The following is a 16,527-nucleotide window of genomic DNA, read 5'->3' as shown; positions in this document are numbered from 1 at the left end:
TCCTATAACAGTTGTTGTATCTTTATGCTGTCTCCCGGGTGATAGCTTCGCAGTTTCTCAATGGCGGAGCTGTGAGTTTCCGGATACACCTCAATTGTTTCGTCATTCTGTCCTGAGTCATTGCCCGTTTCGCAGTCTGCCATCTTCATCATCACAAGCTGTTTCAGCGGCCCCCCGAGCAGCAGTTCCAACGCTTCCATCGCTTCAGGGGCTTCAATGGAGCCTATGCCCGCCTGCGCCATTCTTCGCTGATAATCAGGTGAGGAAACAACACCAATGCTGCCCCAATAACTCCAATTGATCACAGCTACTGTACAAGGCCATACTTGTGAAAGCCGATGAGCAAAAGCATCCTTAAAGCTGCAGCCGGCAGCATAATTGCTCTGTCCTGAAGCTCTTGCAAATGATTGTACGGAAGAGAAAAACAAAGCAAAGTCCAACGGCTCTTTCTGGAAGACTTGAGCCATTTGCACACTTACATCCACTTTTGCAGAAATAACATTTCTGAAACGTTCCTCGTCCATATTCATCAGGCTTTGGTCTTGCAAAACGATGGCAGAATGAATGATTCCGTTGATTTCCCGATGTATTTGTTTGATGGCTGCATAAGCGCGTTCCAAGTCCTCTCGGTTTGCGGCATCAGCTTCGATATAAAACGGAGCCGGCCCTAAACGCGCAAGTCTGTCCAGCTTGCTTTGAATGGATGCATCTTTTGTTCTTCTGCCAATCCAAACGACATGCGCTTGGTATGTTCGAATCACATATTCGCTCCAAGCTTCTCCAATTCCGCCCGCACCGCCTATGACCACATAAACGCCTCCGTGTTTATACTTGGTGTGCACAGGCTGATTGCTGTGTACAGGGATCAGACGCTGTTTGTGCCAGGTTTTGTTCCGATACGCCCAAGTATTTCCCTCTTGGTCGAAAGGCAGGGAAAAGATTTCAGCCACCGGCCAATCCTTACTTCGATCTACATCGATCAGTTTTGTCTGCCAATTTGTATATTCTTTTGCCATCGAGCCGATCAGACCGTGAAGACCGGCATCAATTGGATTGACAATGTCATGCTGACCAACACATTGCGTATTCGCTGTCACGACCGTCCAGCTTATCGTCTTCTCTCCATAGCCTAAAGAAAGCATCGCCTTAATGAGCCTGAACAGTTGCATAACGCTTTGGTTTTGGGCTTCAATCATGTCATCACCGATTTCGTACTCCGCAATATGGGAAGGAGAAATCCACACAATATGGTCAAATGCCCCTAATGCTTCAAGCTCGTTTGCCAACTGATGAATAGAATCATGCGGCTTGATGTGCAGCTCTTTGGCAAGCGGGAACTGTCTTTGTACAGCGTTTCTGCTGTTTTCATCCCCACCTAGAATGACAACACGCTCATCAGCAGACGGAATGATCCTGCTATTCTCCGTTTGCACTTGATCCCATACCGGCGCCATTAGAAGCGCTCCATTAAGAGACGCCTTGCTGTCAGATGGTTTTATTTTTTCCGGGCGTTGTATGTCTTCTTCTATCACTCTTGAGGAGATGCCCTTGATTCTTACACATACCTGGCCTTGTTCATCACATAGATCAATATCCAGCCGTTGTATTCTGTCCTCGTTTGGACGCGAGGCGACAGAGACCCACATGTTTTCTGTACATGGGCTGTATACCTCAAGCTCCTGCAGTGCAAAAGGCAATGAAAGCTGTTCATCTCCGGAATTCAGCTTTAACCCGATCGACGCCTGTAAAGCAGAATCCGTCATACTCGGATGAAGTACAAATTCGTTCAGCGTTTGAGATACTCCAGACGGCAGCGAAAGCTCTGCCAACGCTTGATTGCGGCCAATGTAAAGGTGCTGTATTCCTTGAAAACCAAGCCCGTATTCTATGCCGATCGCTTTAAATAACTCATAGCACTGTTCATTTGAAAGTATGCTTTGACTGCATTGCGATTGCAGCGCGCTGATATTATGAGAAGGAATGTTTCCTGCTTCTCTTATCTCAACACTGCCCTGACTGTGTACCTTTCGTGCGTCCTCACCGTCTTCTGTAAAGATTTCAAAAGCAATTTCAGCATCGTGCTGAGGTTCAAGACTGATATGCACTAGGACAGGATGACCGTCCGCCACAATCGGCTGCACCCAAACAACATTTTTTATATGAATGACAGATTGATGATCTTTGAGCCCTCGCACTGCCTGCGAAATGGCTGCATGCACCATCTCAAGATAAGCGACCCCCGGCATGACCGGCTTTCCCTTCACCTTGTGGTCATTGAAAAAGAACTCAGCGCCTGTAAAGATTGAGCTGAAACGCTGCTCTGTCAAATCAGAAGTGTTGGTTTGTACTAATGGGTGCAAAACTGCTGTATCGACAGTTTTTGTCGGTGCCTTTTGCGTGATTGCCTCCTCTTTCATATCCGATATCCAGTAGCGCTCTTTTGCAAATGGATAGGTCGGCAAGCTGATGCGGTTAGGCAGTTTGCCGCTGTACAGTTTGTTCCAATCTATTTTTAATCCTGCTACCCATAATTCAACCAGTTTTGTATAAACTTCGGGTTCCCAGTCATTTTTGAGTGTTTTCTGAATGTCTTCGTCTGACCTGAGTGTCTGTAATATCCCTTTATTCGCCCTGCCTCTATACATGTTGGTCGCATTGGTTTGTCCTTCTATAAAGAGGTACAGTTTCTCCAGCAAATCTTGAACCGAGACAGCGATAATCCCTAATCTCTCCTCCATTGCATCGCGCCCCTCTTGGAGTGTATAAGCAATATCAGTGAGATCACGATCTGAGATTGAATGTTTGCTGATAAAATCCGCCAATTGCTGTGCTTGGTCCTTCAGGCGATCTTCTTCCTTTGCCGACAAGATAAAGATGCCCGGGTTCTGTGATGTCACTGCTGGCGCTTGTTCAGATGGAGCAGTTTCTTTTGGAATATATTCCTCAATGACCACATGGGCATTGACACCGCCTATGCCAAATGAACTGACTCCGGCTCGGCGAGGCAGCTCCCGTCCGTTTTCATCCCGCAGCAATTTCCATTCTCTGGATTCCTGCACGATATAAAATGGGCTGTCTTCCAACTTGATATACGGATTGATCGTCTCACTGTGCAGACTTTTTACCAGCGTTTTGTGTTTTAGCTGCAACAGGATTTTGATGACACCGGCTACACCGGCTGCGAGCGATAAATGGCCGATGTTTGTCTTCGCTGAACCCAGTCCGCAATGGCTGGCATGAACAGAAGGATCTCCCGTTTTCTCGTACAGTTCTTTAAATGCAGCCTTCAGCCCGTTAATTTCTACCGGATCACCAAGTTCCGTTCCGGTTCCATGCGCTTCAATATACGTCACAGTTCTCGGATCGATTCCCGCCTTCAAATAAGCGGTTTTTACAACTTCTGCCTGAGCCTTTGGATTAGGAGTCGTCAGTGAATTCGCGCGGCCTCCGTGATTTACCGCACTTCCTTTGATCACACCGTAAATATGATCGCCGTCGCGTTCCGCCGCCTTTAGTTTTTTCAGGAAGAGGATGCCTGCACCTTCACTGACCGCAAATCCATCGGCTTTATCAGAGAACGTTTTGCATTTTCCTTCTTTGCTCAGAGCCCCTGCTTTATCGTAGGCAATGTGGCCTTGCGGTGTTACAACCGTGTTGACGCCTCCCGCGATCGCCATTTCACAGTTTCCAGCTTCAATTGCACAAACTGCATGATGAATGGCGACCAGTGAGCTTGAACATGCCGTGTCAATCGGTTCGCTCGGTCCATGAATGTTCAGAAAATAACTGACTCTATTCGGTCCGGCAGAAGGACTCATATTAGCAGCTGCTGAGCCTTCGATATCTACATTTGAGAGAAGAGAGCTGTATCCCGTGTTTCCAGTACCGATGAATAAGCCCGTTTTGGTTCCTGATAGGCTTTGGGCTGAATGTCCCGCTTCTTCTATCGCTTTCCAAGCATAGGTCATTAATAGACGCTGCTGAGGCTCCATCTGCTCAGCCTCCAGCGGAGAAATGCCGAAGAACAACGGATCAAAGTCGGCTACTCCATCAATAAAACCGCCCCATTTGACGTTCGTTTTATTTGCTTCTTTTAACGGGTCTCCGTAGTACTCACGCCAATCCCAGCGGTCTTTTGGAACCTCTGTTATGCAATCTGTGCCTTCTTTCAAATTCATCCAGTACTCCTCAACATCCTTTGCTTTTGGGAAAACTCCGCTCATCCCTACAATGGCAATAGATTCGGGCTCAGGCGCATGCTCGGCTGCCTTCTTCACTGGCAGCTCCTTTGGTTTGCCAAAACGGTTTTCGGTTGAAAACCTGATGTCTTTCATGGCTTTTTCCGCAGGCTGTACAGACAGATCCTCCTTGACAGGTACTGCAAATTGCGCCGAGAATGTATTTTGATATTCTGCTGATAAATACGCGGCAAATGCAGAAACAGTTGCATGCTCAAAGAAAATTGTAGGGGTCAGATCCAGCTTGTATTGTTCATTCAATATATTAGCGAATTCAGTCAAAGTGATTGAATCAAATCCATATTGATTAAACTCCATATCCGGATCAATCTCTTCAGTTTTGATTTTGAGCAATTGAGAGATTGCTTGCTTTAAAATGTCTTGTATTTGGTCCAATAAGCTGTCTTGATCCATTCTTGCTTTCTGGGTCACCGGTTCTTGCGCTGGTTTATTCGAAACATCTTCAGAAGGCTGCTTTTGAGACAGCTTTTCTCTCATCATGTCTCTGATACCTTCCATGACAATGACGTTATCTTTATCAAAAGCCAACCCTTTATAAAGTGCCTGAATGCCGGTTTCGGTTCGCATAGCCGTAACGCCCGTATTTTTCATTGTCATTTTTTCAGTTTCTTTATTTACACGCATGCCGCCCTCTTTCCACAGCGGCCAATTGATCGACAATGTTTGGCCGTGTCTGTACATGGCGGTCACAAGCGCATTACGATAAGCGGCATAGCTGTCCATAAATGCATTAGCCATTGCGTAATCCGCCTGTCCCGCGCTGCCGGTGATACTAGATATGGAAGAGAAAAGGATAAAGAAATCTAACGCGAGATGCTCGGTTGCCTTATCCACATTTACGAGCCCTTTTACCTTAGGAGCGAGGACCTGCTTAAGTTCTTCATTTGTTTTATTCATGAGATAGTTGTCTTTAAGCAGTCCAGCACTGTGAATCACGCCATGCAAGTCGCCATAATCAGCTGTGATCCTTGTGATTAACTCGGACGCAGCCTCCGTTTGAGTCACATCAACCCGTCTGTACTCTGTACGAGCACCTAAACGCTGCAGCTCGCTAAGCTGTGATTGCTGATCAGCGCTAAGCGCGGACCTGCCTGTAAGAATCAAAACAGGCTGTTTGACTTGGCTTGCAATTTCTTTCGCAAAAATAAATCCAAGTCCTCCTGCGCCGCCTGTGATGAGGTACACACCCTTATCCCTCCATGGCAATCTGATTTCACGGTCAGGCGTATGAATTTCATTTAATTCATTGATGTACCGTTTGCCTTTTTCATATTTAATGCGCTGATCTCCTGCGTTTCTTTTATTCTCTTGGACTATCTCTGCGATCCTATTCATAGTTTCGTTTGTATCGATTTCAATCGTCTGGCCGATCAGCTTTGTATTCTCCAGCCCGGCCGTTTTAAGGAGCGCCGAAAGTCCTGAGAAAGAGTAATGCTTTCTTTGCGCTGAGGTAAGCATTTGGATCAGAACATGGCCTTGCGGCTTGCTTTTGAGGATACTCTGTATCGTCTCAAGCGCTTGTTCGGCATAATCTTGGAATCGCTCTGCCAGACCCTCCCGATAAGACTCTAATACTATACATTCCGCTCCTTTGAGCTTTGATTCAATACTGTCTTTTGAGAGTCCGTTCATTTTACAAAGCATGATAATATGCCGTTCATATTCTGGTTCCAGACCGTCTTTGTCGATCTCCTTAGACATCCATTTTTCCTCAAACATCAAAGTTTCCATTGTTTGGTCAGACTCTGCTGATCTAGGGTCGCTTTCTGTCGCTCTGAATGACAAACCTTTTAACCGTACGCAAACATTGCCGTTCTCATCTAAGATATCGATATCCCGTTTTTGTACCTTATCAGTCGCTTTGCTGCCTTCACTGAATCTGGCGTATACCCACATGTTCGAGGAGCATGTCCCGAAGACTTCAAGCTCTTGAACCGCAAAAGGCAGCGTCAGCCGGTTATCTCCTGCGCCTGTCAAAATGCTGGATGCCTGTAAAGCGGAGTCCATCAGACCCGGATGCATGCTGAATTGGCCAATTGTATCTAAGACAGAAGGATGCAATGACAATCTTGCCAATACAAAATGTTCAGCTGTATAAATCTTTTCTACACCGCGATAAGCTGGACCGTAGTCAAAACCAATCATTTTATAGGTGTCGTATACTTCGTTTACGGAGAAATGAGTTTGCTGACACTTCTTGCGCAGGGATGCTAAATCAATGACCGGCGTATCCGCAGCAGGATGTAATTCAGCCCCGCCTTGACTGTATACTATTGGTTTGCCACCGTCTGTTTCCGGGTCGCCGTAGATTTGATACGTAATGTCACCATGCTCCTCCGGAAAAAGCCTGATGTGTACTTGCACCGGCTGCTCCCCGACTACAATCGGCCGCACCCACACTGTGTTTTTGAGCGTAATGCGATACTGACCGTTTTGTACCTCGGCAGCCTGCTCAATGGCAGCCCGCGCCATTTCAAGATGGGCCACTCCCGGCAAGATCCGTTGGCCTTTGACAACATGATCTGCAAGGAAAAACTCTTCTCCCGTATAGATTGAGCTAAACCGCTGTTCCGAGAGATTCGAAGTGTTTTGATGCATTAATGGATGTAACACAGATGCGCTGATGTGAGATGCTTTTTTGTCGGCTTCAAGGCTTCCCCTATTTGCGACATAATTAGAAATCCAGTAACGGTCTTTCGCAAACGGATATGTCGGCAAGCTAATGCGATGCGGCTCATTCTCGCCATACAGCTTCGCCCAGTCCACATCAAGCCCTTTCACCCATAATTCCAGCAATTTTGCATACTTTCCGCGCTCCATCCATTTTTCAACCGCTTCTTGAATTTCTTCATCTTCCGTCAGCATTTGCAGCGTTCCTTTATCAATCCGCCCTCTATATACATCCTCCACATTATTTTTGCCGGCTGCATAGTCTTTTAACTTGTCTTGCAAATCCTCAATTGACCCGGAAATGATCCCCAGCCGTTCTTCCATCGCGTCTCGCCCGGCTTGCAGCGTATAAGCAATATTTGCGAGATCTTCGTCTTTGTAAATATGCTGGTCTAACGCTTCAGCCAGCTGCTGTGCGTATTCTTTCAGTCTTGCTTCATTTTTAGCTGATAGGACGAAAATACCTGGATGTTCAGAAGTGAACGACGGTATGTTGCCAGCGTCCGCCTTCGGAATATATTCCTCGATGAGCACGTGGGCATTTACCCCGCCGATACCAAATGAACTGACGCCTGCACGGCGAGGCAGCTCCTGCCCCCGCTCATTCTGTAGCGCTTTCCATTCTTCTGTTTCCCGAACGATATAAAATGGGCTGTTTTCAAGCTGAATATACGGATTGACAGTCTCGCAATGGAGACTTTTCACTAAGGTTTTGTGTTTAAGCTGCAATAAAATTTTAATAATTCCTGCTGCACCGGCTGCAAGCGATAAATGACCGATGTTTGTCTTCGCTGAACCAAGGCCGCAATAATGATTGGCAGAAGTGTCTCCTTCTTTTACACCCAGCCCTTTAAAAGCCGCTTTCAATCCGTTAATTTCAACCGGATCTCCAAGCTCCGTACCTGTTCCGTGCGCCTCAATGTACGTCACCGTTTTGGGATCGATTCCCGCCTTTTGGAATGCCTTTTGAATGACTTCCGCCTGGGCCTTCGGATTAGGCGTCGTTAAAGACGCCGCACGCCCCCCGTGGTTCACTGCGCTTCCTTTTATCACCCCATAAATATGATCTCCCGCTTCCTCGGCCGCTTTTAACTTCTTCAGAAACAGTATGCCGGCTCCTTCCCCATGAGCAAAACCATCAGCTCGATTTGAGAACGTCTTGCATTTGCCTTCTTTGCTCAGGGCACCCGCTTTATCAAAGCTGATATACACCTCAGGCAGAATAATCGTATTAACTCCGCCGGCTAATGCCATGTCACAAGTGCCTTCCTCGATTGAGGAAATGGCGTGATGGATCGCTACCAATGAACTGGAGCACGCCGTATCAATAGGTTCACTCGGCCCATGCAGATTAAGGAAATAACTGACACGATTCGGACCGACTGACGGGCTCGTGTTAGCTGCCGCTGACCCTTCTATTGCCGAGTTCGCTTTAGATAAAAGAGAACTGTATCCTGTATTTCCCGTTCCGATGAATACGCCTGTTTTTGTGCCTGACAGACTTTTTGCCGAATACCCTGCATCTTCAATCGCTTTCCATGCGTAAGTCAATAATAAGCGTTGCTGTGGCTCCATTTGTTCAGCTTCACGCGGGGAAATGCCAAAGAATAATGGGTCGAATTCCGCAATGCCGTCAATAAAACCTCCCCATCTTACATTCGTTTTATTGGCTTCCTTCGCAGGGTCCCCTTCATATTCGCGCCAATCCCAGCGGTCTTTAGGAATTTCCGTCATGCAGTCCTTGCCTTCTTTTAAGTTCTTCCAGTAGGCATCCACATCTTTTGCCATAGGAAAAATGCCGCTTATTCCGACGATTGCGATTGGCTCGGGACCGGATTCACTCTGTATGGTTGCTGGCAGCATAACCGGCTGCTTTCGGCGTCTTTTTGAGGTGACATGTATGGTTTTATCCTGTTCAAATGCAGGCTGAGCCTGAACCTTTGACCTGGTCCGTACAGCAAATGTTTTCGCAAATACCGCTTGATATTCTTCTGACAAATGCTTGCCGAACTCATGGATCGTCGGATGGTCAAAAAAGACGGTTGGCGTCAGCGCCAGTTTATATGCCCGATTGATATGGTTGGTGAATTCAGTCATAGAAATGGAGTCAAACCCATACACCGTCATTTCGGCATGGTCATCAATCGTTTCAAATGGAACCTTTAATAGCTTGGCGACCTCCCGCTTTAACATCGCCTTTACTTTATCCAGCAAACTCCCTGTGTCAATGCTCTTTGCCGGTTCAGTCATGCTTTCTGTTTCCCTCTTTTCAATAGGTGCTGAGGCTGTTTTTGACAGCATGTTTTGTTTTATCTTCTGAACGTTGCCTTCCATCACCATGACTTGGCTTGCCTCACTATTGAACGCTTGATAAAAAGCCTGTATGCCTTGTTTTGCTTCCAGAGGAACAATTCCGGCCAGCTGCACAAGTCTTTTCTCCGTTTCACGATCGACCTTCATGCCGCCCTCTTTCCATAATGGCCAGTTTACAGAAAGCGTTTTGCCATGCCGCTGACCGTGTTCGGCTAGCGTACTGCGGTATCCGGCATACAAATCCATAAATACATTGGCTGCCGCATAGTCAGCCTGACCAATGCTGCCTAAACTTCCCGAAAGAGATGAAAAAAGAATGAAAACATCCAATGCCAAATCTTTGCTGGCTTCATCCAGGTGAACGAGTCCTTTTACTTTAGGCGCCAGCACATCATGAAAATCTTCTGCTGATTTCTTGGCCAAATAGCTATCTTTAATAATTCCCGCACTATGAAGAATGCCATCAAGACGGCCATGTTCTTTCTGGATATTGTTCATTAACTGGTACACTGCGATTTTATCGGTAACATCCATTTGCTGATAGGTGATCTCGGCCCCTATAGCGCGAAGCTCTTCAATCTTCCCTCTTTTATTATCATTCAGAGGTGAACGGCCCGTCAGAACGACTGTCGCATTTTTCGTTTGTTCAGCAATTTCTTTTGCGAACATAAGGCCTAAGCCACCGGCACCGCCTGTGATGAGATAAACGCCGCCGTCTTTCCACGGCATGCTGATGTTACGGCTTGCCGCTTTCATTTCACTCCAATCTGGAATAAATCGTGTGCCGTTTTGATATCTGATATGGGTACCGCTGCTTATTTGATTTTCTTTCAGTTTGCGGGCGATACTTTCCCCGCTTTCTTCACTGCTGATTTCAATCATTTGTCCGGTCAGCTTAGCCGTTTCTAACTCGGCCGTTTTCAGCAGCCCTGTCAATCCAGAAAACAATTGCTGCTCGCCTTCTGCGGAGGTCACGATCTGAATCAGAATATCTCCTTTCGGTTTCTCGCGAATCAGCGCTTGCACTTTTCTAAACACCTGTTCCGTATACGAATGAAAACGCCCATCCACTGAAGCAGGCCTTGCTTCCAGGATGAAGACATGGACATGCTCCATTTCTGCTTCGATCTTTTTTCTCATGTCCTGATCACATTCACAGAGGAACACGAGATGCTCTGCATATTCTTTATCCGCTTGTCCGCCAGCCTTTTGTTCTTTCCAAACGGGCTGAAGCAATAAGGTTTCTGAATGTGATGATTCTGTTTGTATGTCAGCCTCCATCACTCTCGTCGAAAACCCCTTCATCCGTATACAAACGCTGCCATGCTCATCGCATAGATCAATATCAACTTTCTGTATCAGATCGCCCGGTTTATTTTTTGAATTGAATTGAACATAAACCCACATATCAGAAACGCATTTATGAAAGACTTCAAGCTCCTCTAAAGCAAATGGCAGTGCAGCTTTAAAGTCTTCACTGTCAGAAAGCTCCGCCCTGGTGACGTTTTGCAAATATTCAGCCGCCTGTAACGCCCCATCCAATAAACTTGGATGAAGAGCATAATCGGCTGCTGTATGAGAGACAGATCCCGGCAGCGATAATTTGGCAAGCAGCTGGCCGTCTCCTTTATAAACGGTCTCCACACTCTTGTATCCGGGACCGTAATCGGCTCCGATCATGCCTTCATAAAATAAGGAGGTGTCCATGAAGCCTTGATTACATTGATTCTTTATCGCCTCTAGATCCAATACCTCCGCATGCTTTGGCTGAAATAATTCCGCTATGCCCTGGTTATATACAATTGGATCTGCGTCAGCGGATTCCGGTTCACCATACATCCGATAAAGAATATGTCCGCCGTCTTCATCATAGAGTCCGATGTTTACTGTAACCGGCTCATCTCCCGCTACAACCGGACGCATCCAAACCACATGTTTCAGGCGGATTCCGGATTCCTCATCATCTAAACCGCCAATTCCTTGTTCTATAGCGGCTCTTGCCATTTCAAGTGTGACAGCTGCCGGCAAAATCGCCATCCCTTTAATGATATGCTCAGCAATAAAATACTCCTGTCCTGTGAAGCTGGAGCTGAACCGCTGCTCCGATAAAACAGATGTATTCTGGTGCACCAAAGGATGCAAGCGTGGTTCAGCTGTTTTACGATTGCCCGTGCTGATGTCAGGCCAGTACCGTTCTTCAGCAAAAGGATATGTCGGCAGACTCATGCGGCGCGGCTTCGCATTCGGGTAAAGATGGCGCCATTCAACCTGAAAACCTTTGGCCCACACTTCGGCAAGCTTTTTCAGTTTGCCTTTGGACATCCATGATGCAACCAGTTCTTCCGTTTCCTCATCTCCAAGCAAGAGATCAGCGGATTTCACTCGCGTTTTTTCTCCTTGAATACAGCCTTCTGTCAACGGTTGTCCATTCACAAAACGCTCCAGCTGCAGCTTCCATTCTTCCAAATCGCTCGCCATAAAAATAACTCTTGTGTCCATCGCCTCCCTGCCGATCTGGAAGGTGTATGCCAAATCCCTTAAAGAGTGTTGTGTCAGATCATTTTGACTGACAAATGTCAGCAGTTCCTTTACATATGCTTGCAGCCGCTCCCTGTTCTTTGCCGATACCGGAATGAGGTACGGAGGATTTCCTTCGTTATCCGCTCTTGTATCTTGGGCATTTTCATATTGTTCGAATATGGCATGAGCGTTCGTTCCGCCAAGCCCAAACGAGCTCAGAGCTGCCCGATGTACACCTTGATTTTTCTGTAATAATTTTCGTTCGCGGACAACATAAAATGGAGAGCTGTCAAAGTGAATATTAGGATTCGGCTCCTGGCAGTTGATAGTTGGCGCAAGTTCGTTATGAGATAAGCTCATGGCAACCTTAATGCAGCCGGCTAACCCTGCGGCAGTATCCAAATGTCCGATATTGGTTTTCACCGAACCGATGCCGCAAAATTGTATTTTGTCCGTGTATTGCTTGTACACTTTGTTTAAGGCAGAAATTTCAATAGGGTCGCCTAATTTAGTCCCTGTACCGTGTGCTTCAATGTAGCTGATCGTTTCAGGATGGATATCAGTTTCGTCCAATACGCTCTGTATGACTTCTGTTTGGCCTTTTACGCTAGGTGCATAAAAGCCGGCCTTATCAGCTCCGTCATTATTGATTCCTATTCCGCGCATGATGGCGTAAATATGGTCTCCGTCTCTTACCGCATCCACAGCTTTTTTCAATAGGACGACAGCTACACCTTCTCCTCCAGCCATTCCGTCAGCTGCGGCGTCAAATGCCTTAACATGCCCGTCACTTGAAAAATTCAATCCGTTTTGATGCACATAGCCTATTCCTGACTGCGCGTGCAAGGTTGCGCCTCCAACAAGCGCGTATTCAGATTCACCAGCTGTTAGGCTTTTGTACGCTTGATACAAACCTACTAGTGAAGAAGAACAATTGGAATGAACAAAGTAGCTTGGCCCCTTTAATCCGAGCTTGTGCGAGATCATCGTCGGGATCGTTCCGCTTTGGGCTAATACCCATGAGACATAGCCATCCGGAGATTCATGTCCTTCTGTTCTCTCCTTCGGCAATAACGTTCTGTAGGAATTGTTGCTTGCAGACATATACACACTTGTTTCCGGAATCTCTTTTGCCACATAGCCCGCATCCTCAATTGCTTTCCATGAATGCAGCAATAAGAGACGGAGCTGAGGGTCCATAAACTCAGCATCTTTAGGAGAGATCTGAAAGAAACCTGGGTCAAACAAATCTTTTCCCTCAATCACAGATTGCACAGGAACGTAATCAGGATGTTGAATTAATTCTTCAGGCACTCCATTTTCTCGCAGTTCTTCTTTTGAAAAAAATTGAATACTTTCCTTGCCTTCTTTGATTTGATTCCAGAACTCATGATGATTTTTTGCCCCCGGAAACTGGCAGGAGATCCCCACAATGGCAATACTGTCTTCAAAATACGGCGGCAGCGCTTTCTGTTCCGTTTGTTTCACCCTCTTCACATTCTGCTTGCTTTCATTTTGAGGAATGGCCGCCGCATCTGTGTTTTTCATTTCAATAATGTATTGGCTGATGGCCCTGATATTGGCGTACTCGAACAGCTCCGTTACACTGAATTCACAGTCAAATTCTTTTTGGATTCGTTCCGCCACGGCCACGGCAAGAAGTGAATCGCCTCCCACATCGAAAAATCCGTCCTCTGGCCCAAAACCGCTGACTTTCAGCATATCCTCCCAAATGAGCTGCACTTTGCCCTCTACTTCTGATAACTGTAAGTGTTGTGTTTTTCTATTATTTAAAATGACCTTCCGATGTTCCAATTCCTTGCGGTTCACTTTCCCGCTTGGTGTTAACGGCATCTCATTCAGGCGGATAAAGTGCGCAGGTATCATATATTCCGGCAGGCTGGATTTCAGGCAGCGGCGCAAATCGTTTGGATCGATAGGCGGATGTCCATTTTGCTCCGTATAATATGCAGCCAGCTTTTTATGTCCTTCCAGCTGTTTGACCACTACTGCCTGATCTAAAATGCCCGGATATTCACTCAGTTTCGTTTCTATTGCACCTAATTCAATTCGGAAACCTCGGATTTTAACCTGGCTGTCAATGCGGCCTAAATATTCAATATTCCCGTCAGGCAGCCATCTTGCTGAATCACCGGATTTATAAAGCTTGGTCCCAGATTCAAACGGATTGTTAATAAATGTTTCCGCTGTCAGGCCGGGCTGGTTATAATAGCCCCTTGCCAATCCGTCGCCTGCGATACAAAGCTCACCAGGTTTTCCGATCGGAACAGGCTTCAGATGCTGGTCCACGATATAAATCTTCGTATTGGATACAGGCTTGCCGATTGGCGTATGATGACTGGCGATATCTCCTGTTCCGCATCCGAAATAAGTCGCGTAAATGGAGGCTTCTGTTGGTCCGTAAATATTTTCAACACGGCAGTTTTTAAAGATCGATACTGCCTTTTTCACCAATTCCTTAGGAAAGGCTTCTCCTGCAACCATCATGTATTTGATTGGTCCTTCTTCAGTAAATTTCCTGTTGTCTTTTGCCGTTTCTAAAAATACATGCAGCATGGCAGGGACAAAATTAACATGGGTCACATGATATTTTTCAATCACATCCATGCACAGCTGCGGTGATTTCTCTTCATCCGGCGGAAGAATAATAAGACGGCCATTTCCGATAAACCAGCCGAATAATTCCGATATGGATACGTCGAAAACATAGTTCGTCTTTAATAAATAAGCGTCCTCAGCAGTGACAGGATACTGGGATTCAAGAAAATTCAGCGTATTCATAATGCTCTGATGCTCTACCATGACTCCTTTAGGCTGACCGGTACTGCCCGAGGTGTAAATGATATAAGCGAGATGATGGGGTTTGACTTCTCGTTTCAATCCACTTTTTTGTTGAGCAGTGTCCGTGTGACTGCAAGCCAAATCGATATTGATGACTTTTACATGGTCATCAGTTAATTTGTTTACTTTGTCATGAACTTTAGATTGTGTAAGGACAATGGACGCTTCACTGTCTTTGAGCATGTACGCTAATCGTTCTTGAGGGAAGTTCGGATCTAGAGGCACATACGCCCCGCCGGCTTTCAGAATCCCTAAAATTCCGATCAGCATATCAAACGAACGCTCTGCACAAATCCCTACCGGTCGTTCCGGTCCAGCCCCCTGTGCCTGAAGGTAAATGGCCAGCGATGTGCTTTTTTGATCTAATTCCTTATATGTAAGAGTCTCCTCTTCGAATACGACCGCTATCGCATCGGGGGTTTTTTTCGCTTTTTCCTCAAAAATCTCATGTATGCACTTGTCTTTGGAGTCATTTGTCTTTGTCTCATTCCATTGCTCGAACAAGCTGATTTGTTCTTGATCTAACTGTAAAGAGTATGTTTCAAGTGATAAAGACGGATCGTTAATGATGTTTTCAGTGAGTTTGATGTAGTTCTCCATCATTCTTTCAATGGTAGATAATTCATATATATCAGGGTTATACAGAAGATGAAGCACTGTTTCGTTTTCTTGTTCATACACTTCCAGCGCCAGCTCGAATTCCCCTTCTTGCCGAATGTCTTCGATATATTTGATGCCAAGAGCTTGATATGGTTCCAGCATTTTTTGTAAGCCTGCTGTCTGATAGAAATTCTGGTAGAGAAAGGCTGTTTGAAAAATCGGAGAATCCGCTGCTGAGCGGTCTACATTCAGTTCTCTTACCAGTGTCGGAAACGGGTATGCCGCATGGTCAAGTCCGTCTGCCACTGTCAGCTGCAGGTCTCGAAGGAACTCTTGAAATGTTTGGGTTCCTATCTCTTTACTCCGAACAGCCATCATATTAATAAAGTACCCGATGATCGATTCAAAACCGTCTTCAGGCCGCCCCATTGTCGGGACTCCCACAATGATGTCCTTTTGTTTTGTATAGTGATGCAGCAGCACTTTATAAATAGAAAGGTACACAACAGATTCGTTCACATAATGAGAACGTGCTAACGACTTTATTTGCTTGCTCAGGTTATGAGGGAGCAAGCTTTTGTAAGCTTGCCCCTTATATTTTTGTGCTGAAGGACGGGGACGGTCGGCCGGCAGCTCAAGAATAGGCAGCGTTCCGGACAGCTGCTCTTTCCAATAAGCGAGATGCTCAGCCCCTTCTCTAGCGCCCAGCATACGGTTTTCCCAGTCAACAAAGTCAGGATAATCGGCCGGTAAAGTCTGCAGCATCAACTCTTCGCCTCGCAGCAATTGTTGATACGCCTCTAAAAGCGTCGATATAAATGTCAGCATTGACACACCGTCAAATATAATATGATGAACCGTGATAAGCACAATGCATGCCTCGTTTGACTGATGAAACAGATATGTGCGCGTTAACGGACCAGTTTCCAGATGAAAAGGTTCTTTAGCTTTTTCTTTTAGGTAGGGCAATACCTCAGCTGAATGCATAGCTGAGATATCCGCTTCCTCAAAATGAAGAGCCTGCGACGTCTGAACCGTTTGAAATGGAATGCCATTTTCCTCTTGAATCACACTCGTTAAAACAGGATATTGTTTCTGTACAAACAGAAGGGCTTGCTTGAACGTCTCGACATGTAATTTTTTGCTGACGCGAAAGCATAAAGGAATATTATATGCACCCATATCAGGAGACATTTTTTGAAGCATCCATAACCCTTTTTGACCTTCTGAAAGCGGGCTTTTCAACTGACGCTTCATGCTTTGAAGATGCTCTTCTACCTCAGTAATCGTTAATTCTCCTGAT

1 protein-coding gene is annotated in these 16,527 nt (G+C 46.0%); it reads right to left on the bottom strand.

Features of this window, described 5'->3' with window-relative positions; all coding sequences use genetic code 11:
• Positions 1 to 2: 2 nt before the first annotated feature.
• A complete protein-coding gene (locus NSU16_RS09210) occupies positions 3 to 16,481 on the bottom strand; it encodes an amino acid adenylation domain-containing protein (protein ID WP_339192669.1) in 16,479 nt (5,492 codons plus the stop codon).
• Between the last annotated feature and the right edge of the window lie 46 nt (positions 16,482 to 16,527).

This window comes from Bacillus sp. FSL K6-1003, assembly GCF_037964945.1.
Classification (GTDB): domain Bacteria; phylum Bacillota; class Bacilli; order Bacillales; family Bacillaceae; genus Bacillus; species Bacillus mojavensis.
The sequence above is the reverse complement of the archived record's forward strand: the minus strand, read 5'-3'. Positions and strand labels throughout refer to the sequence as shown.

Coding starts and splice junctions, on each gene's coding strand:
- NSU16_RS09210 (WP_339192669.1), bottom strand. CDS start 16,481: ATGAAGCGTCAGTTGAAAAGCCCGCTTTCAGAAGGTCAAAAAGGGTTA.